14 protein-coding genes are annotated in these 25,794 nt (G+C 57.2%); 7 read left to right on the forward strand and 7 right to left on the reverse strand.

What is annotated here, in order from left to right:
- Position 1: 1 nt before the first annotated feature.
- A complete protein-coding gene (gene epsE, locus DSM117340_RS03925; protein WP_354689873.1) occupies positions 2-1,291 on the reverse strand; it encodes an exopolysaccharide biosynthesis GT4 family glycosyltransferase EpsE in 1,290 nt (429 codons plus the stop codon).
- 57 nt (positions 1,292-1,348) lie between these two features.
- On the opposite strand from epsE, the gene DSM117340_RS03930 reads away from it, so the two are divergent.
- From DSM117340_RS03930 to DSM117340_RS03960, 7 genes are all read left to right on the forward strand, one after another.
- Entirely contained in the window at positions 1,349-2,209 is an 861-nt protein-coding gene (locus DSM117340_RS03930; RefSeq protein ID WP_089888034.1) for a glycosyltransferase, read from the forward strand.
- Complete coding sequence (locus tag DSM117340_RS03935; RefSeq protein ID WP_089888035.1) at positions 2,206-3,570, forward strand: oligosaccharide flippase family protein; 1,365 nt, start codon at positions 2,206-2,208, stop codon at positions 3,568-3,570. Before DSM117340_RS03930 ends, DSM117340_RS03935 begins: the two co-directional genes overlap by 4 nt.
- Before the next feature lie 128 nt (positions 3,571-3,698).
- Positions 3,699-10,130 (forward strand): beta-ketoacyl synthase N-terminal-like domain-containing protein, encoded by a 6,432-nt coding sequence (locus DSM117340_RS03940; RefSeq protein WP_354689874.1) that lies wholly within the window; start codon positions 3,699-3,701, stop codon positions 10,128-10,130.
- Positions 10,131-11,138, forward strand: a complete 1,008-nt coding sequence (locus tag DSM117340_RS03945) for a glycosyltransferase family 2 protein (RefSeq protein WP_089888037.1) — start codon at positions 10,131-10,133, stop codon at positions 11,136-11,138. It begins immediately after the preceding gene.
- Positions 11,135-15,706, forward strand: coding sequence for a MupA/Atu3671 family FMN-dependent luciferase-like monooxygenase (locus tag DSM117340_RS03950; RefSeq protein WP_089888039.1), 4,572 nt, complete (start codon positions 11,135-11,137; stop codon positions 15,704-15,706). Before DSM117340_RS03945 ends, DSM117340_RS03950 begins: the two co-directional genes overlap by 4 nt.
- A complete protein-coding gene (locus DSM117340_RS03955; RefSeq protein ID WP_143037407.1) occupies positions 15,703-16,356 on the forward strand; it encodes a 4'-phosphopantetheinyl transferase superfamily protein in 654 nt (217 codons plus the stop codon). The genes DSM117340_RS03950 and DSM117340_RS03955 overlap by 4 nt, the downstream gene beginning before the upstream one ends.
- Positions 16,357-16,578: 222 nt before the next feature.
- Positions 16,579-17,886, forward strand: coding sequence for a hypothetical protein (locus tag DSM117340_RS03960; RefSeq protein WP_089888042.1), 1,308 nt, complete (start codon positions 16,579-16,581; stop codon positions 17,884-17,886).
- A 45-nt stretch (positions 17,887-17,931) separates the two neighbouring features.
- On the opposite strand, the gene DSM117340_RS03965 is transcribed toward DSM117340_RS03960, so the two are convergent.
- The 6 genes from DSM117340_RS03965 to DSM117340_RS03990 form a co-directional block, all read right to left on the reverse strand.
- Positions 17,932-19,263, reverse strand: coding sequence for a CpsD/CapB family tyrosine-protein kinase (locus DSM117340_RS03965; protein ID WP_089888044.1), 1,332 nt, complete (start codon positions 19,261-19,263; stop codon positions 17,932-17,934).
- Between the two features lie 168 nt (positions 19,264-19,431).
- The gene (locus DSM117340_RS03970) at positions 19,432-21,525 is read right to left on the reverse strand and encodes an NAD-dependent epimerase/dehydratase family protein (protein ID WP_354689875.1); all 2,094 of its coding nucleotides are present in this window, start codon (positions 21,523-21,525) and stop codon (positions 19,432-19,434) included.
- Between the two features lie 7 nt (positions 21,526-21,532).
- Entirely contained in the window at positions 21,533-22,525 is a 993-nt protein-coding gene (locus DSM117340_RS03975) for a glycosyltransferase (protein WP_089888047.1), read from the reverse strand.
- Positions 22,522-23,754: a glycosyltransferase family 4 protein gene (locus DSM117340_RS03980; protein WP_089888049.1), complete on the reverse strand. Its 1,233-nt coding sequence runs from the start codon at positions 23,752-23,754 to the stop codon at positions 22,522-22,524. The genes DSM117340_RS03975 and DSM117340_RS03980 overlap by 4 nt, the downstream gene beginning before the upstream one ends.
- On the reverse strand, positions 23,751-24,665 hold the full coding sequence (locus tag DSM117340_RS03985; protein ID WP_089888050.1) for an NAD(P)-dependent oxidoreductase: 915 nt from the start codon (positions 24,663-24,665) through the stop codon (positions 23,751-23,753). The genes DSM117340_RS03980 and DSM117340_RS03985 overlap by 4 nt, the downstream gene beginning before the upstream one ends.
- Positions 24,653-25,780, reverse strand: coding sequence for a Gfo/Idh/MocA family oxidoreductase (locus DSM117340_RS03990; protein ID WP_089888052.1), 1,128 nt, complete (start codon positions 25,778-25,780; stop codon positions 24,653-24,655). Before DSM117340_RS03990 ends, DSM117340_RS03985 begins: the two co-directional genes overlap by 13 nt.
- Between the last annotated feature and the right edge of the window lie 14 nt (positions 25,781-25,794).

Below are 25,794 nucleotides of genomic sequence, written 5' to 3' on the forward strand. Positions count from 1 at the left end.
TTTAATTCCTCATTCCCTCAAGCAGTGTGTCTGCACCGCGCTTTGACGAGAAGCTTTTCACAATTGTCGCGCGTCCCGCATCCGAGAGTGCCATGAGTTTTTGGGGGTCCGCAGCGAGGGCCTCAATGGCTTCGGCGAGCGCCTCTGGTGCTTTGGGCGGCACAAGGATGCCGTCGTGATTGTGGGTGATCAGCTCGGGCACGCCCCCAGCGTCTGTGCCGATGGTGGGCACAGCACAGCTCATAGCTTCCATATAGGCCACACCCAAAGGCTCGTGCCAGCTGGCGAGGACAAATATATGCGTTTCCAGAAGTTTTTGCTGCACTGCCGCCGCATCAATCGCGCCAAGTAGGGTTACGTGCTCTTGTAGCCCGAGCGCGTCGCGCTTGCGGCAAAGCTCGCCAAAATACCCGCTGCCACCTGCGTCGTCCTGTCCTGCAATCTCAAGCTTGGCGTCTATTCCACGATCCCGCAGAAGCTTCACGGCGTCCATAAGGTCTTGATGACCCTTGACAATATTGAGCCGCCCACAGGAGAAAAGTTTCAGGGGTCCGCCCACGGCAGGGGGCGAATAGGGCTCAGCACGCGACATTTCGTTGGTGTCAACGCCCATAGGCTGCAAATAAACCTGCTCGGGCAGGTCGTGTCCAATTGTGGCTTCTAGCTCGCGCCGCAGTTTCTGGGTGATGACTGTCCCAAAGCGCGCATGGCGCCACTTGAATCCCTGCCCTGGGCCATAGTCCGACATTGGGCCATGAAGTGTGAGCGAATACTCCAGCCCCCAGATCACTTTGGCCAAAGCGCAGATGGTGGCGGCGCGGCGCGCGGAGTGCGCGTGCACATGGGTGATGCCTGCGTGCTTGCAAGCGCGCGCAAGGCGGCGCGCAGCAGGGAGGCTGAGCAAAATATCTTTCAAAAATTCGCGCGGCTCTTGTCCAAGGTCGTGCCGTAAGGTGCCCCACGGAAAACGCAAAAGCGCAAGCGCGGCATTTATAGGATCTTTGTCGACAAGATACTCGGTGCGCGCCATCGCCTCCTCAGACCAGCGGTGCGAGATCAGCCCTCTCGGCGGCGGCAAGGTACTGAAAAGCGTCACATTCACGCCCATATTTTGTAGTTCAAGGATCTCACGCCAAAAGAAAATATGGGTTTGACCCGGAAACTGGGGTATGAGGATGCCAATTTTTTCAGGAACTTGTGAGATGTTTTGCAAAATGCGCCGCTTTCTCGTCAGCAGAATCAGAACAGGGTTCAGCGCGATTGCGCCTAAAATACTCACACGAGTTTGCACCGTGGTGCGCCTTGGCCGCAACCCTTCAAATGCCTTCATCTTTAGAGGCGTTTTGTGATGGCAGGGCTTTCTGTGATATTGCCCGCGAGCAATGAAGCCGATGAGATCGGCGCTTGCCTTGAGGCGCTACTCGGCTCCTCACCGAAGCCTGGATACGGCTCTGGCTCTATTCCAGTTCCGATGCCGATCGAGGTGATCGTTGTGGCCAATGGCTGCTCGGACAGCACAGCCGACATAGCGCGCAGCTATGCGCCCGCGTTCAAGGGGATGGGCTGGGATTTTCAGGTTCTGGATTTGCCTCATGGCGGTAAGATGTCTGCGCTCAACGCAGGCGATGCAGTCGCACACCACCGCGCACGCGCCTATCTCGACGCTGACGTGCGCATTGGCAAGCCACTATTGGACCAGCTTGCGCGGGTTTTGCAAACTGACAAGCCTGTTTACGCCAGTGGTGACTGTCTCATTGCGCCACCTGAGAGCTTTGCGACGCGCTCTTATGCGCGCCTCTATGCCCGCGTGCCCTTTATGACAATGGGTGTTCCGGGGTGTGGGCTCTTTGGTGTCAGCGCAGCAGGCCGCAGACGCTGGGGGCAATTCCCTGATATTATTTCGGATGATACCTTCGTGCGGCTCAGCTTTGCACCCTCAGAGCGGCTCAAGCTGCGCAGCGCCTATGTCTGGCCACTTGTGGAGGGCTTTAGCAATCTTGTGCGCGTGCGCAAACGTCAGAATGCAGGGGTTGCCGAAATCGCCGCCCTCTTTCCTGATTTGGCCCGTAATGATGACAAGCCGCGCCTCGGCCTTGCCAAAATCGGCAGCTTGGCGCTGCGTGATCCTGTTGGCTTTGCCGTCTATGGCGCTGTCGCGCTGTTGACCCGTTTTGGACCTGATCCGAAAGACTGGAGTCGCGGCCGATGAGCCTTCTGGCGCGCCTTCTCACAGGCGAAGCTCTGGTCGCGCGGATTTTGCGCGGAGCTGGGCTGACGGTCTTTGGCTTTGGCTGGTCACAGGCCATGCGGCTCTTGTCCAACCTTGTTCTCACACGGCTTCTCTTCCCCGAAGCCTTTGGTCTCATGGCGTTGATCACGGTTTTCCTCATGGGGCTCAATATGTTCTCGGATGTTGGCGTTGCGCCTGCGATCCTTCAGTCAAAGCGCGGCGATGAACGCGATTTTCTAGACACAGCTTGGACCATTCAAGTCGCCCGTGGCGTTTTGCTGTGGCTTACCGCCTGTGCGCTGGCTTGGCCAATCTCGCTGTTTTATGGGGTGCCTGACCTGCTTTATATGCTGCCTGTCGCAGCGCTAACCCTTGTCATCGCGGGGTTCAACCCGACCCGGTATCATGAGGCCAACAGGCACTTGAGGATGGGGCGGATCACCGTCATCGATATGATCAGCCAGCTGATTGGCGTGCTTACAGCAATTGTTCTTGCCTATGCACTGCACTCTGTCTGGGCGCTGATCCTTTCAGGCATCATTGGCGCAATCGCGGAGCTTTTGATTTATGGCGCGTTTCTCCCAGGGGAGCGCAACCGCTTCCGTTGGGAAAAACCGGCTGCCAGCGAGCTGATCAACTTTGGTAAATGGATATTCCTTGCCACCGTTGCAGGCTTTGTCATCAACCAATCCAGCAAGCTGATACTTGGCAAATATCTCCCGCTTGATCAGTTTGGCATCTATAACATCGGATATTTTCTCGCTTCTTTCCCGCTGCTTTTGGGGATGGTTCTGGTCAATCGGATGCTTATCCCGATCTATCGAGAGTGGCCGCCGAAGGACAGTGCTGCAAATTTTGCTTACCTGCGCAAAATGCGTTTCATGGTTTCGCTAGCGCTGTTTGTCCTTGTCGCAGTGATCGGCCTTACAGGAGTCTGGCTTGTCGATCTGCTCTATGATCCGCGCTATGGGCAAGCGGGTGCGATCACTGTGATGGTCGCACTCATGCAGCTGCCTGCGCTGATTGCATTGACCTATGATCAGGCCGCCCTTGCCGCAGGCGACAGCAAACGCTTCTTTGTGCTCGCAGGGTCAAAGGCTGTTCTCATGGTGCTTTGCCTCTCCATTGGCCTTCAGTTGGATGGCCTATCCGGCGCAATCATAGGGCAGGGGGCTGCAATGGTTTTAGCCTATCCTGTGGTGGTCTGGCTCTCCAAGCAGACAGGTGCATGGGATGCGCTCCATGACGGCGTTCTCGCGGTCTTGGGGCTCTTGTTGGTGGCGCTCTGTTACATGGTCAACCGCGACGCCATCGATGCTTTGATAGCAATTGGTTCCTAAATAGAAACAATATGTTTTTCTTAGAAAAAAACGGCTAAACTGGCGCCTGAGTGCGGCGGTCGCCTAAATTTGACCGTATTTTTATGTGACACATCAAAGGCGCGCCAAGGCCTTGGGGATGAAGTTTAATGTCCGATACGAGTAAAACGCCCGTCACAGGCGAAAATGATATTGCCATCGTTGGTATGGCAGCCCATTTGCCGGGATCCTCCACGATCGAGCAATATTGGGCCAATCTGCGTGATGGCGTGCGATCGATCCGCAAACTTTCCGACGAAGATCTCGCCAAAGCAGGTGTCCCTGAAGCGTTGCGCGCACGGCCTGATTATGTGCCTCACGCCGCGATCTTGGACAAATTTGAGTATTTTGATGGGGATTTTTTCGGGTTTTCCCCAAAAGAAAGCGCAATCCTTGATCCACAGCACCGCCAGTTCCTCGAAGTGGCTTGGGAAGCGTTTGAAAGCGCCGGTCATCCGCCTGAAACAGTCGCAGGCCCTATCGGGGTCTTCGCGGGCTGCGGCATGGGCAGTTATTTCTACTTCAACATCTGCTCCAACCCCGATCTGGTGGATGATGTGGGCATGTTCCTTCTGCGCCATACGGGCAACGACAAGGACTTTCTGAGCACCCGCGCCAGCCATGTCTTTGACCTTAAGGGGCCGAGCCTCACGCTTCAGACTGCCTGTTCCACGTCCCTTGTCGCCACGCATTATGCCGCCCAAGCGCTTCTGACGGGCGAATGCGATATGGCACTCGCAGGCGGTGTGACAATCGAGCTGCCCCATGGCCACGGCTATGTCTATAAGGAGGGAGAAATCCTTTCGCCTGATGGCCATTGCCACGCCTTTGATCACCGCGCCCAAGGCACGGTTTTTGGCTCTGGCGCGGGGGTGGTTGTGCTCAAGCGCATGGCAGATGCCCTGCGCGACAATGACCACATCTGGGCCGTCATCAAAGGGAGCGCTGTGAACAATGATGGCGCAGCGAAAGCGGGCTATCTGGCCCCCTCAGTTGATGGCCAAGCCGCCGCAATCAAGGAAGCACAAGCCATTGCAGGCACCCCTGCCGATACGATTGATTACATTGAGTGCCACGGCACAGGGACCTATCTGGGCGACCCCATCGAAGTGGCCGCCCTCACAGAAGCGTTCCGCAAAACCACTGATGAAGAGGGCTTTTGCCGCATCGGCTCGGTCAAGACAAACATCGGTCACCTCGACACAGCCGCAGGTGTTGCCAGCCTGATCAAAGCGACTCTCGCCATAAAGGAGGGCCAGATGCCGCCCTCGCTCGGCTTTGAGAAACCCAACCCGACGATAGATTTTGAGAACTCGCCCTTTGTCGTCAATGACAGCCTGCTCACATGGCAAAGTCATAAAGGTCCGCGCCGTGCAGGGGTCAACTCGCTCGGTGTAGGCGGGACCAATGCCCATGTGGTTCTGGAAGAAGCGCCCGCGCGTGTGGCGGGTGAGGCGAGCGAGTGGCCCTTCCAAATTCTGTGCGTCTCTGCCCGCTCCAAGGCGGCGCTCGAAGACAATGCCGCCGCCATGGCGGAACATGTGAGCGCACACCCCGAACAAGACCTTGCAGACATAGCGTTTACCCTCAAGGAAGGCCGCCGCGCCTTTGAGCGCCGCCGCGTTATTGTGGCCGAAAGCCATGAGGAAGCCGCCGACCTCTGGCGCGAGAATGATCCGCGCCGCGCCTTTACCCACCAGGCCATGAACAAGCCTGAAACGGTCTTCATGTTCCCAGGCGGCGGGGCACAATACACCAGCATGGCGCATGATCTTTACGAAACCGAGCCTGTCTTTGCGGAATGGATGGACCGTGGGCTTGATATCCTCACACCACGGCTTGATTACGATCTGCGCGCACTCTGGTTGCCAGCGGCCGAAGACCGTGCCGCCGCAGAAGAGACGCTTAAAAAGCCCTCGGTGCAGCTCCCGCTCATCATGATCGTCGAATATGCGCTCGCCAAACTCTGGCAGAGCTGGGGCGTTGCGCCTGACTTGCTCGTGGGCCACTCGATGGGCGAAAACACCGCCGCTTGCCTTGCGGGTGTCATGAGCTTTGAAGACTGTATCGGTCTCGTGCACCTGCGCGGGCGGCTGTTTGACACTGTCCCCGCCGGAGGGATGCTCTCGGTTTCGCTGCCTGCCGACGCGCTCAAGCCCTACCTTGGCGACATGCTTGATTTGGCATCAGTCAACGCACCGAGCCTCTCGGTTGCCTCTGGCCCTGATGCCGCGCTGGCCGATCTGCAACAGCGCCTTCTCGCCGATGATATCGATTGCCAGCGCGTTGCCATCGACATCGCTGCGCATTCGCGGATGCTTGAGCCCATCCTACAGGGTTTTGGCGACTATCTGCGCTCCATCAAGCTTGCGCCTCCCCAGATTCCGATTGTCTCCAACCGTTCAGGCGCTTTGCTGACAGATGAGCAAGCCATGGACCCTGACTATTGGGTCGCACACCTGCGCGGCACGGTGCTTTTTGCCGCCTGTATCGACACACTGAGCGCACGCGAAGAGCGCATCTATATCGAAATGGGGCCAGGCCGCGCGCTTTCCTCGCTGACCCAGCAAAACCCGAATATTCGTCGCGATCAGGTGATCTCGGCGCTGCGTCATCCCGAAGACGACATCGCGGATGACAAATGGTTCCTTGCGCAACTCGGGCGCATCTGGGCCATGGGCGGCAGTTTTGACTGGTCCCAAATCTGGGGCGAAGCGCGCCGCTTGCGCCTGCCGCTGCCGAGTTACCAGTTCCAGCGTAAACCCTATTTTATAGAGGCGCGCAAAGCCGAGGCCAAAGCTGCGCCAATCCATCTTGCGCGCCTTGGCGATGTTTCAGACTGGGGCTTTGTCCCTGCATGGAAGCCCATGGCCGCCGATTGTAATATTGATATCGCGCGTGACCTTGGCAAAACTCCAGAAAGCTGGCTTGTGTTTATGGACGAAGCTGGCCTTGGCCGCGCCCTAGCCGAAAAGCTCACCAAGGCTGGCCATGAAGTGACATGCGTTCGCACGGGCGACGCCTTTGGCCGTGATGGAGAGGGGGGCTACATCCTCTCGCCCGAGCGGGGCCGCGAAGGCTATGACCTTTTGGTTGAAGACCTTGCCACCCGCGAGATCGCCCCGACACGTATTGCGCATTTCTGGCTTGTCACAGCCAATGAAAGCCACCGCGCTGGCTCAAGCTTCTTTCACCGCAATCAAGAGCAGGGCTTTTACTCGCTTCTCTTTTTAGCCCAGGCTATGGCCGCTGCAGATTGGCCACCCGTGGCCATAGTCGCTTTCACAACGGGCGCGGCAAGCGTGAAGGGGGAGCGGCTCGCTTATCCCGAAAAAGCCACCCTGCGAGGCCCTGTCAAAGTCATCCCGCGCGAGATGGCAGGTGTCACCGCCACGATGGTGGATGTTGAGCTGCCTGCGCACGGCAAGTTCGACGCACTCGTGCCACTACTTCTCGAAGAGCTTTTGGCCAACCCGACCAATACAGTCGCCGCATGGCGCGGTGAACGCAGATATGCGCAGGTCTTCCGCTCCGAAACGCTTGAAAAGCATACAGATTTGCCGATCCGAGATGGTGGAACCTACCTCATCACTGGTGGCTTCGGTGGCATCGGGCTCACCCTTGCCGAAGATCTGGTGCGCCGTCATAAGGCCAAAATCGTGCTTGTCGCGCGTACGGCTCTACCTCCCCGAGAGGCATGGGACGGGTACAAGCTGCGCCATGGAAGCCATGATGCAGTTTCGCGCCGTATTGCCGCTGTGGAACGCCTCGAAAGCCTCGGTGGGCAGGTCATGGTCGCCGCAGGCGATGTCTCAAATGTCGAGGATATGCGCGGCGCGCTTGAAAAAGTGCAGATGCGTTTTGGCGCAGTCCACGGCGTCATACATGCTGCTGGGACGATCAAAGACGCGCCGCTTTTGGCCAAAACACCCGCTGAAATCGAAGATGTCTTCACGCCCAAGCTGCACGGGACCGAAGTTCTCCACCAGCTCTTTCCTGATGGCGCACTCGATTTTCTTGTGCTCTTCGCCTCAAGCTCGACGGTCACAGCCCCTGTTGGTCAAGTCGATTATGTTGCTGCCAACGAATTCCTCAATGCTTACGCCAAAGCACACGACGGCGGAAAAACCCGAGTGCTCGCGCTCAACTGGGGGATCTGGGCCGAGGTCGGCATGGCGGCTGAAGCGCTCGGGCTGACGGGCGATGCACCTGACAGGACAGAGACGTCAGTAGACGCCGCAATCCTCGCGCGCGCCACGTTTGACGCGCGTGGCAATCGCCTTTTCAAGGCAGATTTGAGCACAAAACACTGGGCGCTCAACGAACATCGCACGAAACAAAACCATGCTCTATTTCCAGGAACAGGGTATCTTGAACTCGCCGCTGAAGCCCTCGCAGCACAGGGCGAAGGCACCGCATTTGAGCTGCGCGATCTTTACTTTCTGCGTGCGCTTGATGTGGCCGATACCGCCAGCCGAGACCTGCGCGTAACGCTGGCGCGCACGGAAACAGGTTATGACTTCAAGGTCCAATCATCCCGCGACGTTGAGGGGCGCAAAGGCTTTGAAACCAACGCCACAGGCGAGATCGTCTTGATGGATATGCGACAACCGCCAGCACTTGATATCGAAGCGATTTCAGCGCGTTGCACCGTACATACCCTTGCGGAAGAGGGCCGCACCCTGCGGTCGCCGCAAGAAGAACACCTTAACTTTGGGCCGCGCTGGCGCACAATTAAGGAAACAACTCTGGGGCAGGGCGAAGGGCTTGCGCGCCTCAAACTTCCAACAGCCGCCACCCATGACGGCTGTGTGCTCCATCCAGGTCTCATGGACCTCGCGACAGGCTGGGCGATGTCGCTCATTGATGGCTACACGCCAAGTCATCTTTGGGTTCCCGTCTCTTATGGCGCGTTGCGCGTGTATCGTGCTTTGCCTGAAGAGCTCATCTCGTGGGTGCAGAATGCGGGTGAAAATCGTGCCGAAACAGGGGCTGCCAGCTTTGACATTGTGCTTTGCGATACCTCGGGCGAAGTTTGTGCCGAAGTGCGCGGCTTCTCGATCCGTCGCTTAGAGGAAGCTGATGGCTTTGCTCTTGCCTCTGCCGCGGCTCGCGATCTTGATTTTCCCGACCGTGTCGAAACGCGCCCGTTGTCGTCTGCCGAAGAGCGGCTGCGCGACAATATCCGTCTTGGCATTACGCCTGCTGAGGGGGCTGATGCGTTCCGCCGCGCACTTGGGACATCTGCGCCGCAAGTTGTTGTTTCATCGCTCGATCTCGCGGGACTGCTTGCCCAAGCAGAGGCCAGCACCCTACAGCCCACACGCGAGGCCCAGACTTTCGAACGCCCTGATCTGGACAGCGCGTACAGTGCGCCCGAAGGTGCCATCGAGCTCAAGCTCGCCGAGGTTTGGAGTGGATTGCTTGGCGTCAGTCAGATCGGCGCTGAAGATGACTTTTTTGAGCTTGGCGGTCACTCGCTCATCGCTGTGCGCCTCTTTGCGCAGGTCAAAAAAGCTTTTGATGTTGAGTTTCCGATCTCGGTTCTGTTCGAGGCCCCCACAATTCGCAAGTGTGCCGCCATGATTGCTGCCGAAGGTGTAAGCCCCTCTGACGAGGGTGCGCCTGAAGAGGCTGGGAAAGTCAAAACACCCGAGCGCCGCTTCACCCATCTTGTGCCGATGCATCAAGGTGAGGGCGGATTGCGCCGGCCGTTCTTCCTCGTCGCGGGGATGTTTGGCAACGTGCTCAACCTGCGCCACCTTGCGCACCTACTGGGCACAGACCGTCCGTTTTATGGCATGCAAGCCCGCGGCCTTTACGGTGATCAGGAGCCGCACCGCTCAATTCCTGAGGCCGCTCAAGACTATCTCAAAGAGATCAAGGCCGTGCAGGCGCGAGGGCCTTATATGCTTGGCGGCTTCTCGGGCGGTGGCATCATCGCACTTGAGATTGCTCAACAGCTTGAAGCCGCGGGCGAAGAGGTCATGATGCTTGTGATGCTCGATACTCCACTGCCGCAGCGCCGCCCGCTAGAGCTTGCTGATCGCATGATGATCCAGCTTGCTGAGCTCAAGGCGGGGGGCGTGCTTTACCCTGCCAAATGGCTCGTGCGCCGCGTGGCTTGGGAGTTCAAACGTCGCTTTAAAAATATTGAACAAGTATCTGATAATAAATCAGTTTCATTTCATAATTCCGAGATCGAAGCGGCCTTCCTTGAAGCTGTTTCATCCTATCAACTTAGTCTATGGCAAGGCCCGCTTGCACTCTTCCGTCCACCGCTTGTTGGCAAGTGGGCGGTGTCTGGCGGCGCGATAGTAAATTCCGAGCGCACCTATGTCACCAACGACAACGACTGGAGTGCCCATGCACCCTTGGTTGAGGTCTTCGAAGTGCCCGGTGATCATGACTCGATGGTGCTTGAGCCAAATGTGCGTGTTCTCGCGGCTCGGTTGCGTCGCTGTATTGAGGATGCTGAAAATCCAGCTGCTCGCGCCGCCCGTGTTGCCGCTTTGCCAAATAAAATAAAGGAGGCCAGCTAGATGAAGGCTCCCTCGATCCTCGCGGTGATCCTCAATTACCGTACGCCCGACATGACTCTTGAAGCGGCTGAGTCAGCGCTCCGCGAGCTTGAGGGGCTGAACGGCGAATTGGTTATCGTAGACAACAACAGTGGTGATGGCTCCTTCGAAGCCATTCAAGCGGAAGTCATCGCGCGCCAATGGCCTGTTCGGGTGGTGCAGTCTGGGCACAATGGGGGCTTTGGGGCCGGCAATAACTTCGGCATGCGCGCGGGACTTTCCACAGGCCAAGATCCTGATTTTTATTATATTCTCAATTCTGATGCCTTTCCTGATGCTGGGAGCATTCGGGCTTTGCGAGACTATCTTGTCACCCATGCCAATGTTGGCTTTGCAGGCAGTTACATCCATGGTCCCGCAGGTGATGCCCATCAAACGGCCTTCCGTTTTCCCTCAGCATTGGGCGAGCTTGAGGGGGCGATGCGATTTGGTCCCGTTAGCCGTATTTTGCGTGATGCAATCGTGCCATTGCCCGTCCCAACCGAGACTGTAATGGTGGATTGGCTTGCCGGTGCGAGCATAATGATGCGCGCACAAACGCTTGCGGAAATTGGACTTTTTGATGAAACTTTCTTCCTCTACTTTGAAGAAACCGATCTTTGCCGCCGCGCCTCGCTTGCTGGTTGGCCGACGGTCTATGTGCGCGAAAGTGAAGTCACTCATATCGGCTCGGCCTCCACGGGCATGAAAGACTGGGGCCGCGTGCCCGACTATTGGTTTGACAGTCGCTGGCACTATTTTGTCAAAAATCATGGGTTGGTTTATGCCGCCTTTGCCACGCTCCTGCATCTGAAGGGAGGCGTGTTTCACAGCTTGCGTTGCTTGATCGAACGCAAACCGCAAACGGTTTCGCCGAAGTTCTTACGACACTTATGCAGTCATGCGGTCCGCTCCCTTTTTGCGCGAAAAGCCCATCAGAACGTGCCCAAGCTTGGCATTGGTCCTGTGACAGAAGGAGACACCCTATGAGCCTGTCAGCAATCCTGATTGGAAACGAAAGCCTGACGCAGAGCTGCGCTGAGAAGTGGCTCGCAGCAGGGCATGTTTTCACCCATGTTGTCACCCATAATGCCGACCTCGCAGTTTGGGCTGAGGCGCACGATATTGCTGTTGTTGCGCCTGGCACTGGTCTTGCCGCACGGTTGACAGGCGTTCAGGCGGAGTGGCTCTTGTCGATCGCCAATCTTGAGATGCTGCCAGAAGATGTGCTCGCTCTGCCAGCGCGTGGCGCGGTGAATTTTCATGACGGACCATTGCCTCGTTATGCAGGCCTCAACGCGCCAGTCTGGGCTCGCCTCAACGGGGAAACACGCCACGGGATCACTTGGCACTGTATTGCCGCTGGGGCGGACACGGGTGACATCGTTCTACAGGTTGAGTTTGAAATCACACCGCATGACACAGCGTTGACACTTAACACAAAGGCCTATGAAGCGGCGTTTTCAAGCTTTGATACGCTCATGCAGCGCCTCGCCGCACCAGAGCTGCCACGACAGCCGCAAGACACGGCCTTGCGCAGCTATTTTGGCAAGTACACGCGCCCAGAGGCCTTTGGTATGCTTGACTTTGAAGCTGAGGCAGACGCGCTTATTGCACTGGTTCAGGGGCTTGATCACGGGTCATACTGGAATCCGCTTGTGACGCCGCGGTTGAAGCATGCGGGGCGCGTCATCGCAGTCAAAACAGCGCTCGCCTCTGGTTTGCCCGCTTCGATCCTGCCTGCGGGCAGCATCATCGAGGTGTCTGAGCGCTCGGTCGTCGTGGCAACAAGCTCCGCGCCCATTGTCCTAAAAGACCTAAGGTCGCTTGACGGTCATCCGATCAAACCTTCCGATGTTTTCACCAAGGGTGATCATGTTAGTGGGCTTGCGCAGGCCGAAAAAGACCGCCTCTCTTTGGCACAAGAGAGTGCTGCGCGCGGCGATGCTTTCTGGCGCCAAGCTCTGAGTAACGCACATCCTGTAACCCTTGGCCTTCCGCCCTCAGAGATTGCGCCGCGCTATGAAAAGCGTCCACTCTCTCTACCAGACGGCCTTCAGCCCGAAGAGGCGCTGCGCCGCTTTGCGGGGCTTTGTCACGGGCTGAGCGAGAATGGCGAGGCGGATATCGCCTATGTGCCTGATCGTAAAAATGATGCGCCAGAGCATGTGAGTGACTGGGTACCCTTGCGCTTTGATGCACTGTTTGATGAGGCCCTGAAAAAGGCAAAAGACAACGGAGGCTTCGCTCTCGATCTGCCATTGCGTGACCCTGATCTTCAGCCCATCAGGCAGCCAGAGTTTGCAGTGAGTGAACGTGATGCGCCACTTCAATTAAGCACTTTAACCATTTGTAAAAATTCAATATACTTTGATGAAGATCGGCTCTCAAGTGCGCAGATGGATCTTTGGGTCAGGCGGATCGAGCAGATTGCAAACGCCACAGATCTCGGCGGTAATCCCGCCCATTGGCCGCTTGTTCCTGAGCTTGAGCGAGCAGACTGCTTGAGCACATGGAACGACACCAATCTTGTGTTCCCCGATACGCCGATCCATCGTCTTTTTGAGGAGCAAGTGGCGCGCACTCCAGAGGCGACAGCGCTCGTGTTTGAAGACGAAGCGCTCAGTTATGCCACGCTCAACGCCCGCGCCAACCAAGCCGCCAATGTCCTGCGCGAGATGGGTGTCAGCGCAGGCACACTCGTCGGGCTTTGTGTGCACCGTGGCCCCCAGCTTCTGATCGGCGCTCTGGCCATTCTCAAGGCCGGCGGTGCATATGTCCCGATTGACCCCGCATACCCCGCGGATCGCATCGCTCTCTATATTTCTGATAGCGAAGCGCCTGTGATTGTGACTGAGGCCGCTCTGTCTGACGGTTTGCCCAAAGGCCATGCCAAGGAGCTGGTGCTTGATCGTGATCCGCGTATCGCCTCAGCCGCCAGCGCAAATTTATCAGACGGTGCAGGCCCAGAGGATCTTGCCTATTTGATTTATACCTCCGGCTCCACAGGGCGCCCCAAGGGCGTCATGGTCGAGCATCGCAATGTCGCTAATTTCTTTACAGGCATGGATGCGCGTGTCGCCTCTGAGGAGGCGGGCGTTTGGCTGGCCGTGACTTCGCTGTCTTTTGATATATCGGTGCTTGAGCTATTTTATACGCTCGCACGTGGCTTCAAGCTTGTGCTTATGGGGGATGAAAGCAAAAGCCTTGTCTCAAACGGGCGCATCTCGATGACTGAAAAGGGTATGGATTTCGGCCTCTTCTATTGGGGCAATGATGATGGTCCTGGGAAGAAAAAATATCATCTGCTGCTGGAGGGCGCAAAATTCGCCGATACCCACGGCTTTAGCGCCATTTGGACACCCGAGCGTCACTTTCACGCCTTTGGCGGACCCTATCCAAACCCTTCTGTCACAGGCGCTGCCGTGGCCGCCGTGACCAAGAATATCGCCGTTAGATCAGGATCTTGCGTTGCGCCCCTGCATCACCCTTTGCGCATCGCTGAGGAATGGGCAGTGATTGACAATCTCACTGAGGGCCGCGCAGGTCTGGCTATTGCCGCAGGATGGCAGCCCGATGATTTTGTGCTGCGCCCCGAAAATGCCCCTCCCGCCAATAAGCCCGCGATGTATGAGAGCATCGAACATCTGCGCAAACTCTGGCGAGGCGAGCCTGTGAGCTTCCCCAATGGGTCGGGCAAGGACGTCGCTGTTGTCACTCAGCCGCGTCCTGTGTCTGCTGAACTGCCGATTTGGGTCACCACAGCGGGCAACCCCGAGACATGGCGCGAAGCAGGCGAGATCGGCGCGAATGTGCTCACGCACCTGCTTGGCCAGTCGATCGACGAGGTGGGCGGCAAGATCAAGATATACCGTGAAGCGCTTGAAAAGGCTGGGTATAATCCAGATAATTTCAACGTGACGTTGATGCTGCATACCTTTGTTTCAGATACACGCGAACATGCTCGCGAAATATCGCGTCAACCTATGAAAGATTATCTCAACGCAGCGGCAGGTCTCATCAAGCAATACGCTTGGGCCTTTCCCGCGTTCAAAAAGCCCAAAGGTGTCGACAATCCGTTCCAGCTTGATCTGGAAATCCTCGCGCCTGAAGAACTTGACGCGATCCTTGAGTTTGCCTTTGAGCGTTACTTTGAGGAGAGCGGCCTCTTCGGCACTGTGGAAGACTGCCTTGACCGTGTCGAACAACTCAAGCGCATTGGCGTAGACGAGATCGGCTGCTTGATCGACTACGGTATTGATCCAGAGGTTGTGCTTGAAGGCCTCAAGCCTCTTGCCGAAGTGCATCGGCGCACCAACGAGGCGCGGAGCGTGGCCGAGGGCGATTATTCGCTCGCCGCTCAGATCGTACGCCACGATGCGACGCATCTTCAGTGCACCCCCTCTCTTGCGCGGATGCTCACGCTCAATGAAGAAAGTCGTATGGCCTTGAGCCGTATCAAGCATTTGATGATCGGTGGTGAGGCGCTCCCTGGAAATCTTGTGGCCGAGCTGCAAAGTCTCACCTCCGCCAACATCGAAAACATGTATGGCCCGACAGAAACAACTATCTGGTCCACAACCGAAACGGCCCTTGGCGGGGAGGATACCGTTAATATCGGTAGGCCCATTGCGAACACCCAAGTTTATGTTCTTGATGAGGAAATGCAGCCTTGCCCCGTTGGGATTGCAGGCGAGCTGTACATTGGTGGCGCAGGGGTCACACGTGGGTACTTCAAGCGCGAAGATCTGACCGCCGAACGCTTTCTGCCTAACCCCTTTCATGCAGGGCGTATGTACCGCACAGGTGATCTGGTGCGCTGGCAGGCCGACGGGAAGCTTGGCTATATTGGACGCGCCGACAATCAAGTTAAACTGCGCGGTTACCGTATCGAGCTTGGCGAAATAGAGGCGCGGCTGCATGAGCAAGCTGGTATCCGACAAGCCGTGGTCATGGCGCGCGAGGATACCCCCGGAGATATGCGTCTTGTTGCCTATCTACTCGCCGGTAAAGCACCTGATGAAAGCGCCTTACGCGCAGCCCTTGGGCGTGACTTGCCCGAGTTTATGATCCCGCAACATTTTGTTCACATGGACGAATTCCCGCTCACACCAAATAAAAAGGTGGATCGCAACGCGCTGCCTGCGCCGTCAGCGCAGGCCAAGTCTATCGTGACAGAAACGCCAGAGCAGTCGGTGTCGGACGACGCCATTGAAGCCGAAATCGCTGACATTTGGACAAAGGTGCTCGGCGTTGCGCGCATTGCGTCCCATGACAGTTTTTTTGACCTTGGCGGTCACTCATTGCTTGCGGTTCAAGCGCACCGAGAAATTCGTGAGCTTTGCACTGTGCCGCGTCTGTCGATCACGGATGTTTTTCGGTTCCCGACGCTTGGTGCGCTTGCCGCCCGAGTCCGTGAGCTTGGCGCAAGCGTGAGTGGCAAAACGGCTCAAGCTCCAAAGCCAAAGACCGCGCCCATGCCCGAAGTTTCGGTTGATGAAACAATGTCGCGCCGTCGACAAATGCGCGCACGCCGCGAAATGGCTCGCGCGTCTTGAGTTTGTCTGGGGTTGAAGCGACGCTCGCAAGGCTTTTGCCAGAGGGGGTTATGTTCGCTGTCGAAGACCCGCGCGCTGCCGCCACGGGGCTTTATCCAGAAGAGGTCGCGCATGTAGCCCGCGCCGTACCCAAACGTCAGCGAGAGTTTGCCGCAGGGCGGCGCGCTGCGCGTGCGGCTTTTGCCAAGCTCGGGCAGGGGCCGGCGCCGCTGCTCGCCGCAAAAAGTCGTGCTCCGATCTGGCCGCAAGGCATCGTCGGCTCAATCAGCCATTGCAACGATCTTTGCATCGCAGTTTGTGCTCACGGGGAGGCCTTCCGCGCCCTTGGCGTAGATATCGAAGAGCGCGCTCCTTTGCCTGCAGGAGTCCTTGATATGGTGACAAACGCAGAAGAACGCGCGTGGCTGGCCACTGCCGAAAGCGCTGCGCCGATAGATATATTCTCCGCAAAGGAAGCCACCTATAAAGCGCTATACCCGCTGACCCAGAAAATGTTGGGATTTCACGACCTGATGATCGTGCCTCATCGGGAGGGCGGTTATTTTGCTCAGCTGATGGTGCCCGCTGGCGCCTTTGAGACAGGAACACAATTTCTACTGCTGTCCGACAATTTTGAAAGCCACGTTATTCACATCATGATCTTGGTGTAAAAGGCTGCAAAGCCCTTATTTAAAGAGTTATTCACATTTCATTTGTTGCATGATCGGAAACGTTGAGTTTCAAGAAATCTTGCGAAAAAACTGGCAAAAATCGGGCAAATAACCTATGTTCACTACACGCGCGCTTGCTCACTCTGGGGTGGATGGCTGCGCAGGTTTTTCAGCAATATTCCTGCGGGGGCAGGGAGTGGCGCGTGGTATCGGAGTAAGGCTATGGGCCAGATCCAGTCGCTTGGTGATTTTGTGAGCATGGTGCATAGGCGCTTTTGGCTCATTTCTTTTGTTGTACTGGTTGGCACACTTGGCTCAGTCTATTGGGCCTTGGGCCAAAAGAAAATCTATGAAGCCACCGCCGTCGCTCAGATTGAAGCGCCCACTATCGTTGATGCAGGGACACGCGCTGGCGCGAGCAACTCGATTGAGCAGCGTTTGCGTCTGCTCGAGCAGCAGCTCATGGCGCGGGATAACCTTGCCAGTATTATCAAGAAATTCGGTCTCTATTCTGGTACGCCCCTGTCCCAAAGCCAGAAGGTCAATACTCTGCGCAATTCTGCTCGTCTTGTGCAGATTACGGACCCCAACGCAGGGTGGGGCACGCAGCGCACACCCACAGGTATGCTCATTACCGTCTCAGACACGGACCCCGAGATGGCGGCTTTGCTGGCCAATGAATTCCTTCAAAGCCTGCTGGATATGAACAACCGCCGCCAATCTTTGGCAGCGTCGGAACAACTCTCGTTCTTCCGCGCTGAACAGCAACAAGTCGAGACGGATATTGCGGCTCTTGAAGTCCTTATCGCTGATTTTAAAGAGCGAAACGGACTATATTTGCCCGCTGGCATCGCCGCGCAGCGCGAAGAGCTGATCGAGCTGCGCAGCACGCTTCTCACGCTCGACCAAAGCCTGATCGAGCTGGAAGCCAGTGGCACCCGCCAGCGCGCGTCCGTGATTCAGCGTCAACGTGGCCTGATCAACGAACAACAAGACTTGATCCGCTCGCGCATCGGCGAGATCGAAGAGGCGCTCGCGCGTGCCCCAGAAGTGGAGCGCCAGTTCAATCTGCTGGAGCGCGAACAAGAACAGCTCAAGAGCCAGTTCACAGCTATCACTCAGCGTGCAACCAGCGCCGAGATGAGCCAAGCCCTTGAAACACAGAACCAATTTGAGCGTATTGAAGTGCTTGAGACAGCGCTTGTGCCCGAAAATCCGATTTCAGGCAGCCGCAAGAAAAAAGTGCTCATGGGCTTCTTGGCCTCTGGTCTGCTCGGTCTTGGCCTGGCCTTTGCCCTTGAGCTTTGGCGCCCTGTCATTCGCACTCGCGAGCATCTTGAGCGCCAGCTCAATGTGAAAGCTGTTGTGGCAATCCCGCGCATCGAGGCGCCGCGTGGAAAGCGCAAGAAAAAGATCGCACGCGCGGCTTTGCTTGTCGGCCTACTTGCAGTGGCAGGGCTGCTCTATGGGGTTCTGCGCGACGGCATCGGTGGGCTGATCGGCCTGTTGCAACGGCGTACGGCGCCCTGATAGGGCGTCGTGTTTTCCCAAAATCGTTAAGTTGCGCGGCAGGTTTTAGTAACCGTAGCTATAATCACTGCCGTCTTCGCCCTCGGCCTGATTGAGAACAACGCCCAAAAGCGGTGTCTCTTCGCCCATGCGGCGCATCACTTCACGCACCTCTTCAGGGCTTGTCTCGCCACCGCCGACAACCATCAGCACGCCGTCAAAATGCTGGCGAAAGGCGATCACATCGTCAAACGCAAGAGCAGGTGGCATGTCAAACAGAACGATATCAGGCGACATTTCTTCCATCATCCGATCAAGGCTGGCGCGCGTTGAGGGCTCATGTGCAAGCTCTGAAGCATATGGCTCGATCACATTATTCGTGCCAATAGCAAGCCCCGCGCCAATATTGAGCGTGTTTTGGTCAAATCTGACCAGAAGCTCCTCGGCTGAGATCGTCCCGCGCAAAAAGTCACCCATCTTTCCAGGTTGTGTATCGCCAATCACACCTGCAACGGAAGGGTTGCGCATATCAAAGTCCATCAAGATGGTCCGTGTGGCTTCATAGCGCGAGAGCGAGATTGCAAGGTTCACAGAGGTAAATGTCTTGCCGCAGTTTCGGGTCGGAGAGGTGACTGCGACGCGCTTCCAATTGTGCTCCAGAAGTGTCTGAACAAGCCGTGTGCGTAAAACGTCAAACGCGCCATGCGCAGGCTCGTTTCGGCTTGCGGTGATCACAAGGTTTTGCTCCAGATGCTCAACATCCACAGGCATAACATCCAAAGCGTTCCAGCGGTCAGCTGGCTCAATATGAAGGGCAGGGGCTGAGGCCTGATAGGCGGCCCGCAGCCGTTCTTGGCGCGCTTTCTCGGCGTCACTGCGCGCAGGTGGCAGCTCAGGCTCAGGCTCAGGTTCACTCACAGGCGCAGCCTGCTGCGCAGGCTCAGACGGCGCTCGATAGCTTTCCTCAAGTGCAAGCGCTTCAGAGGCTTCAAGCTCATAGGGCGGTGTCAAAGCAACGGTTTCGTCCAGATCATCGTCGTCGTGATCATCGGAGGCTTCAAACTCCGCCAGCAAAGCGTCAAAGGCGGCGTCATCTTCGTCTTGCAGCTCGGGCTGATGATCTTGAGTGTCGTGCTCCGTTTCGTCGCGCTCAGGTGAGCGTAACTCATCTTCAAGCGCGAGAGGCTGAGCGTCAAGCGCGTCCAGAGCATCAAAACTGTCTGCCAGCGTGTCGCGCGCCACGGGAGCAGGCGCTGCACGCGCAGGCTCCCCAATTTCAGTTACCTCGACAGTGCTCGTCCCGAACTCTTCATCAAGCATATCCGAAATCAGCTGCTGACGAGCTTCACGGCTCAAGGCCTTGCGCGGCGTGCGCGAAAATGAACGACGTTCACCCATGGCGCGCCTCGCAGGGCTGCGTCAGGGGGCTGGTCGGGCAAAAACGGGCTCGCTCAAGCTTCACGCGGGTCATGTCCTTCGCTTTGGTGTCACCTTAAGACATAAGGCTCACATGCGTTTCATCAAACAAATCTGTCAAAAATAAGCCGAATTCTCATTAATCTCTCTTCAAAAGCCGAAAAGCCCTGCTTCTGTTATGGCTTTCTTTACAAAGGCGCTCTTGTCCGCCTCAGGCTGCCAACCCAGAACGCGCTTTGGTTTGGTGTTGTCAAAAGGCGAAAGATGCGCGCGGCTCTTCCAGTCGGCATAAGATGGTCGCGCCAGTCCCTTGCGCCGCAAAACCTTGGTTTTAAGGAAAAACTTCATAGCATCCGCGCCATAAAACGCCCAGATCGGCCCGTTGCTGATGCGGATGCGCGCGCCCAGTGTGTCGCGGATGGCTGCAAAATAGCCTCGTGCCGTCAGCATAGGCTCCCCAATCAGGTTGAAACTCTCGCCAACAGCGGCAGGGGTGCGCGCCATCAGAATGAGCCCCTCGGCAACATCCTCAATCAGCACAAAGGGCAAAGTGTTCTTCCCGTTGCCCCAGATTTTGACAGCCCCCGCGCCATGCCAGCGGCCAATCCCCCAGTGTTGGAGCGGCCCACCTGCGCCCACAACAATACCGGGGCGGGCAATCGTGACAGGCAGGCCTGTCTTCGCATGCATCGTCATCAATCGGCGCTCGCATTCCGCCTTGGAGCGGGCATAAATATTGCGCGCCTCCGTATCCTCGCCAAAACCTGTCTCTTCTGTGATCCTGCGGTCAGGATCGGACATATCATATGAGGCAATCGTGCCCGTATAAATAAGCCGAGCAACACCCGCCGCCTGCGCCGCGCGTGCGATCCGCTCGGTGACTGCGACATCGTTTTCAAGCGCTGCCTCCCATGTCTTGTCGTCCGATTTCGCAAGGTTATAGACCTCATCAATGCCCTTCATCGCCTCGGTTAAGGCATCCTCATCGCACAGGCTCACGGCGACAGTTTCGACCTTGTCGGCAATGTCCTCAAACGGCCCCGTCTTGCCACGTGAGAGTACGCGCACATGTGTTCCGCCTTCCGCCAGCCGCCGGGTTAGAGCGCGGCCAATAAAGCCCGTTCCCCCGATTACGAGCGCTGTAGGCTTTGGTTTTCCCGTCGGTTTGGCAACGGCTGTCTCAGCGGGCAGGCGCGTGAGCACAGCATCAATTGCGGCCATCACGGCCTCCGCGCTTTCTCCACTAAAGCGCGCATCCAGTGCGCGGCCAGCATTGATCGCGCCGTAAACCTCGCCACACATACCGCGAAAGCTCAGCCCATAAGGCGAGCGCTGATTAAGCGATGTGAGCTGGCGGGTTGCGTTCACAAACCCCTCGCGCAGATGGGCGAAAGACTGGCTCAAAGCGTTGCGCAGCGGGTTTAGCACCAGATCAGAAGTGTTCACGCCCGTCACAACCAGCGTATCGTTGGCATAGTCAAGCCGCGCCATGGCGGAAGAGCCGCGCAGGGTGATGGAGCGGTCATCATAGGTCTCGACCAGCGCGATGTTGAAGGTCACATCAACGCCACCAGCACGCGCCAGAATACGCCAGTTCTGGGGGCGCGTCCCACCGCCTGGCAAATCGACATAGTTCGACAGTTCCAGATGCAAAATTTCGGGTGTGCCGAAAAGGTTTTGACAAAACGCAAACAGATGTGGACCCAGCTCAAGCAGCAAATTGTGCGTGTCACGCATCAGCCAGATGCCATATGGCCCGGCCCGTAGGGGGCCAAGCGGGAAACACCAATTGATCTCGGCTGTGGAAATGCGCCCCAGTTCACCCGCTGCAAGCTGCGCTTTTAGGCGCGTATAGCTCGGCAGACCCAAAAAATTGTGCCCGGCCGCAAACTGAACGCCCTTGGCCTCAGCTGCAGTGCGGATTGCTGCCACGTCCTCGCCCGAGAGCGCCACAGGCTTTTCCACCAAAACATGCACCCCCCCCGCGATACACTCCTCTGCCACAGAGCGGTGATGGTCAGGAGGTGTCAGAATATGAACGGCGTCGCAGGCCCCAGCGGCCAGCATCTCGGCGACAGAGCCATAAGCCTCAACCCCACGTGCGGCAGCAAAGGCCTTGGCAGCGGCGGCGTTTGGATCGACCACACAGCACAGCTCCGCGCCCACCGTGGCGGCAATGGCGTCTGCATGCCAATCCGCAATGTAGCCTGCGCCGATGATGCCAACTTTTGTCACTTTGACCATACCAGTCTCACTTATACTCAATAATTTCCATCGCACTGCCAAGCCGTTTGCGTTTGCGATACCGTGCTGCGCCGATGATGTTGGGGAATTTGGATAAAAACAGATAAACAGCATGCTTTTCTGCTCGATTGCGCACCAAGCCGCCCTTCACAAGCCCGCGCACTGTGCGCAGATATGAGACGGCATAGAGCGCCACAATCAGCGCAAAGAGCGGCCAGAACAGAACCGCGCCGAAAATGGCGAGCAAAGGCAGAACGCCGCCAAAAACCCACATCCGACGCCGCTCGCGCACAAAATAATCGGCGTGGAGATCGTTCACCTGCTCAAAGCCGTGGCCTGTGCGGGTGGCACGGCTCCACCACTGTGAAAATGCGGTCATATTCGCGTCATGATGCGTCATCGGTATCGGCAGGCGCATCAGCCGATGTCCCGCCTTCCTTAGCCGAGTGCAAAACTCGTCGTCCTCAGCGGCGATCACCTCGGGGTTAAAGCCGCCGATGTCCTCAAAAGCACTTGCCCGCACCATCATGTCGCCGCCGCAGGCCAGTATTTCGCCCGCTGGTCTGTGCCACTCAAAGTGGCACATCTCGTTGTAAATGCTGGCTTCAGGCTGAATTTCTGCGCGCCACCCTGTTACAAGCCCAAGGCTTGCATCTGCGGCAAGCGCCTCTGCGGCATGGGTCAAATAGCCTGCTTCGAGAGTGCAATCCCCGTCCACAAATTGCACAAATTCGGGCGCATCTGGCCGCGCCATTATCTTCTCAAAGCCTGCATTGCGTGCTCGCGCCGCTGTAAACGGAACATCGCGGCTCAAAAGCACAGTTTCCGCCCCAAGCCGTTCTGCGGCGCTCAAAGAGCCGTCGGTTGACCCACTATCAACATAGATCAGCAAATCCACCTCGCCTTCCATTGAGGTTAGACAATTCACAAGCCGCTGGCCTTCGTTGCGTCCAATCACAACAGCACCGATACGGGGTAGGGAAGGCAGGAGCGCGCTCATAGTTGCTCCTCCAACGGTTCTGGGCGCAAAACAGCTTTCTTTCCTGCACTGTAGGCTTTGAAAAGCCGTGCCAAGCGGCGGGCCTCAACACCCGCGTCAAACTCTGCCATCACGGTCGCACGCCCCGCTCTGCCCATCTCATGGGCGCGCTCGGGCGCCGCCAACAGAGCTTCAATCGCGCCGCGCAAGCCGTCCTCGTCGCCTGCGGCCACAAGCCAGCCGTTTTCGCGGTCTTTCACAAGTTCAGGAACGCCAGCGATTTGGGTCGTGATGACAGGCAAACCTGCTGCCATTGCTTCCATCAAAACAACAGGCAGCCCCTCGGCAAAGCTCGGCAACACAAGCGCACGGCTCTGGCTCAACAGCTCTGCTACCTCGTCCTGACTGCGGTATCCCATGAGCTGAACGCGCTCATGAAGGTTGAGTGCATCAATCAATGCTTCGATATCTCCCCGCTGCGGTCCATCTCCAACAATCGTAAGAGTTGCCTCTGGTACATGTGCCAAGGCGCGCAGCAAAACAGGCAACCCCTTTACCGCTGCAAGCCGCCCGACAAATAGCAGGGCCTCGCCTTGGGGCGTGCCGTGATAGCGCAAAGGCTCGACGCCGCAATGCACAATGTGAAGCTTGCCCCAATGTTTAGGTTCAGAAAAAGCCATCGCCTGAGAGCGGCAAAAGTGACTGATACAGCTCACAAATTTGGCCCTCGCGATCTTCTCGTCCAGCCGCCAGTGATGCGGCTCAAAGAAGATGTCAGGGCCATGCAATGTAAACGAATAAGGGATATTTGTAAGCTCAGACGCCAGCATCGCAACAGTGCAAGACGATTTGGCAATGTGGTTGTGCAAGTGCTGCACCCTCGCGGCCTGCATATGGCGCGCAAGCACACCCGCCTCCGCGAAATAGATCATCTGATAGGCGCGCCCACGCAGCCCCTTTGGCGCGGTCCGCCATGCCAAAGCCAAAGCTGACAGCCAGCGCCTTGGGTGTGTCACGATCAACGCGCCATGCGATTTCAAAAGCCGTATCGGGTTTTTTGCGGCCTCCAGTACGTGAAAGCTCCGCGCCGCTTCTTCACGTTGCTCTTGGCCGACGTGATGCTCCGCACCTGTTCGCCGTATACTTGCCGTCTCCACACTCAGCCCCGCTGCGCGCAAGCCTGCCACTTCACGCTGGATAAATGTATCGGTCGCGCGCGGGTATTCTCCCGTGAGATAAGCTATTTTCATAGGTCTCTCCCCAGAAACTGCTTTTGGGGGGTCCAGCCCAGCCGTGTGATAGCGCGCGCGTTGGGGTAACTCAGCGGTTGCATCCGGGCTCTCAAGATCCGTGGCCTCAAAAGCCCTGGCGCACGCGCGCCAATCATGGCTTCTGTAAGGAACGCAAAAGGCAACAAAAGCCGCCAATGCAGAGGCACATGCAGACCGCTATGTTCTGAAGCCACGAAAGCCGCGCGGCTCGGCAGGGCGCTTTCAACAATATTGAGCGCTTCGCAAGCATCGTTGGGAGCCGTTTCTGCGGCGCAGATCATCGCGGTGCCAGCATCCGCGACATCCACAAGAGGCACGTCGCCTGCACGCTCTAGGCTGACCAAGATGGCTCCCTTTTTAAAGCCGATATGGGCGTTCCAGCGCCGTTCGTCCTGCCCGTAGAGCGCACCAATTCGTAGGCACCAGCCCCGCAAAGATGAGGCACGGAGCGCCTCTTCTTGCGCGAGTTTTGCCCCCACATAGGGCTCGCGTTCTCTGATAAGCGTCTCAATGGGAGAGCCTTCATCAACCGCGCCGCTCACATCCGCATCATAAACCGCAATCGAGCTCGCCAATACCATGAGGGGCGGCTGTTCGGCGGCTACGGCGGCCCCAATCAACTTTTCAGTTGCCTGCAGCGTATCGCGCGCCAATGCGTCGGGCGCGTTGCTCACTGAAGCTGCCGTATGGATCACCGCATCAATACCTGTGAGCCAAGCTGCGTCGCAGCCTACCGCCAAATCGCCCTGCACAACCTGAACGCCCTCAGGAAATACGGCCGCGCTGCGCACCAGAGCGCGTACAGAATGCCCCCGCGTCAAAGCCGCACTGACGCAGGCGCGCCCCAAAAAGCCGTTCGCCCCTGTTATCAAAAGCTTCAATGCGCCCATGGCATTGGCTCCATCTTTGCACATGTGCTCTTGGGCAGATAAGCACCCCCGCCAAGCCCCGCATTCTGAATCGCCAGCGTCACCTCTGTCAGATGCAACGCAAAATCGCCGCCAATACGGCTGTCTTGGTTCGTGCCAATTGCTTCCAGCATTTCTGCGGGTCCAAGCGCAAAGTTCATTGCGGCTGCGCCCTTGCGGGGCAGCTTGGGGTGCGTTTCTTTGGCTGTGAGGCGGATACGCTTTGCCAGAGGGCTTTCTAATAGCCTCCGGCGTAGGCGCATACGCTTGTAAAATTTCACGGGTGCTGCGTTGTCCCATGCCTTTTTGACAGCCAAAACGCCCCTGTCCGTTACAACGCGCATACGGTGATCATGCGGCGCTGCAATCGAGCAGCTCAGCCGCACGAGCGGTCCGTCTTGAAATTCAAGTACCGCTACAGAAAAGTCAGGTGCTGCGTCTGCCACATCGCGTTTGTCTGGCAAAATGTCCGCTGAGACAGCGTTCACGCGCGTCACCGCACCAAACATCGCAATCAACCAGCTAAGGTAATAGCCTGCATGTTCCAAAGTGCAGCCGATCTGGAATTCGTCAACATAGGGCCAAGGCGCGCCGCTTTCGCTTTTCCAGTCTTCCAGTGGGGCCTGCGGGATAAACCCGTCATCAAGTTCTGCATAGACAAGCCGTGGCGTGCCATAGTCTCCGCTGCGCACCGCCTTTGCCAGCGTTTGCGCCGCCTCTCCAAGCACAGAGGAAGGTGCCGAGCCCAGTTGCAAACCGCGTGCACGCGCCATCGCATGCAAGCTTTGAGCATCTTCATAAGACATCGCCAACGGTTTTTCGCAAAACACATGACAACCCGCCTCAAGCGCACCTTTGTTCACGTCATAATGCGAACGTGGATTTGTGAGGTTCAAAATAAGGCCCGTGTCGGCAATTTCGGTAAACACGGTTTCAAGATCGGCTGCAGCCGTCACATTCCAATATTTGGAAAAGGCCTCAAGCCGCGCCTCGTCGCGATCATAACAGCTCACAACTTCGATCTCGGGATGAGCCGCAAAAGAGCGCATGTAGAGATCAGCCACAAAGCCACATCCAACAATTGCCACTCTTTTCATCACTTAACTCACAT

This window comes from Lentibacter algarum, assembly GCF_040580765.1.
Lineage (GTDB): Bacteria > Pseudomonadota > Alphaproteobacteria > Rhodobacterales > Rhodobacteraceae > Lentibacter > Lentibacter algarum.

What these genes read in the sequence shown, in the direction of transcription:
- DSM117340_RS03930 (WP_089888034.1), top strand. Translation starts at nt 1,349, where the DNA reads ATGGCAGGGCTTTCTGTGATATTGCCCGCGAGCAATGAAGCCGATGAG.
- DSM117340_RS03935 (WP_089888035.1), top strand. Translation starts at nt 2,206, where the DNA reads ATGAGCCTTCTGGCGCGCCTTCTCACAGGCGAAGCTCTGGTCGCGCGG.
- DSM117340_RS03940 (WP_354689874.1), top strand. Translation starts at nt 3,699, where the DNA reads ATGTCCGATACGAGTAAAACGCCCGTCACAGGCGAAAATGATATTGCC.
- DSM117340_RS03945 (WP_089888037.1), top strand. Translation starts at nt 10,131, where the DNA reads ATGAAGGCTCCCTCGATCCTCGCGGTGATCCTCAATTACCGTACGCCC.
- DSM117340_RS03950 (WP_089888039.1), top strand. Translation starts at nt 11,135, where the DNA reads ATGAGCCTGTCAGCAATCCTGATTGGAAACGAAAGCCTGACGCAGAGC.
- DSM117340_RS03960 (WP_089888042.1), top strand. Translation starts at nt 16,579, where the DNA reads ATGGGCCAGATCCAGTCGCTTGGTGATTTTGTGAGCATGGTGCATAGG.
- DSM117340_RS03965 (WP_089888044.1), bottom strand. Translation starts at nt 19,263, where the DNA reads ATGGGTGAACGTCGTTCATTTTCGCGCACGCCGCGCAAGGCCTTGAGC.
- DSM117340_RS03970 (WP_354689875.1), bottom strand. Translation starts at nt 21,525, where the DNA reads ATGGTCAAAGTGACAAAAGTTGGCATCATCGGCGCAGGCTACATTGCG.
- DSM117340_RS03975 (WP_089888047.1), bottom strand. Translation starts at nt 22,525, where the DNA reads ATGAGCGCGCTCCTGCCTTCCCTACCCCGTATCGGTGCTGTTGTGATT.
- DSM117340_RS03980 (WP_089888049.1), bottom strand. Translation starts at nt 23,754, where the DNA reads ATGAAAATAGCTTATCTCACGGGAGAATACCCGCGCGCGACCGATACA.
- DSM117340_RS03985 (WP_089888050.1), bottom strand. Translation starts at nt 24,665, where the DNA reads ATGGGCGCATTGAAGCTTTTGATAACAGGGGCGAACGGCTTTTTGGGG.
- DSM117340_RS03990 (WP_089888052.1), bottom strand. Translation starts at nt 25,780, where the DNA reads ATGAAAAGAGTGGCAATTGTTGGATGTGGCTTTGTGGCTGATCTCTAC.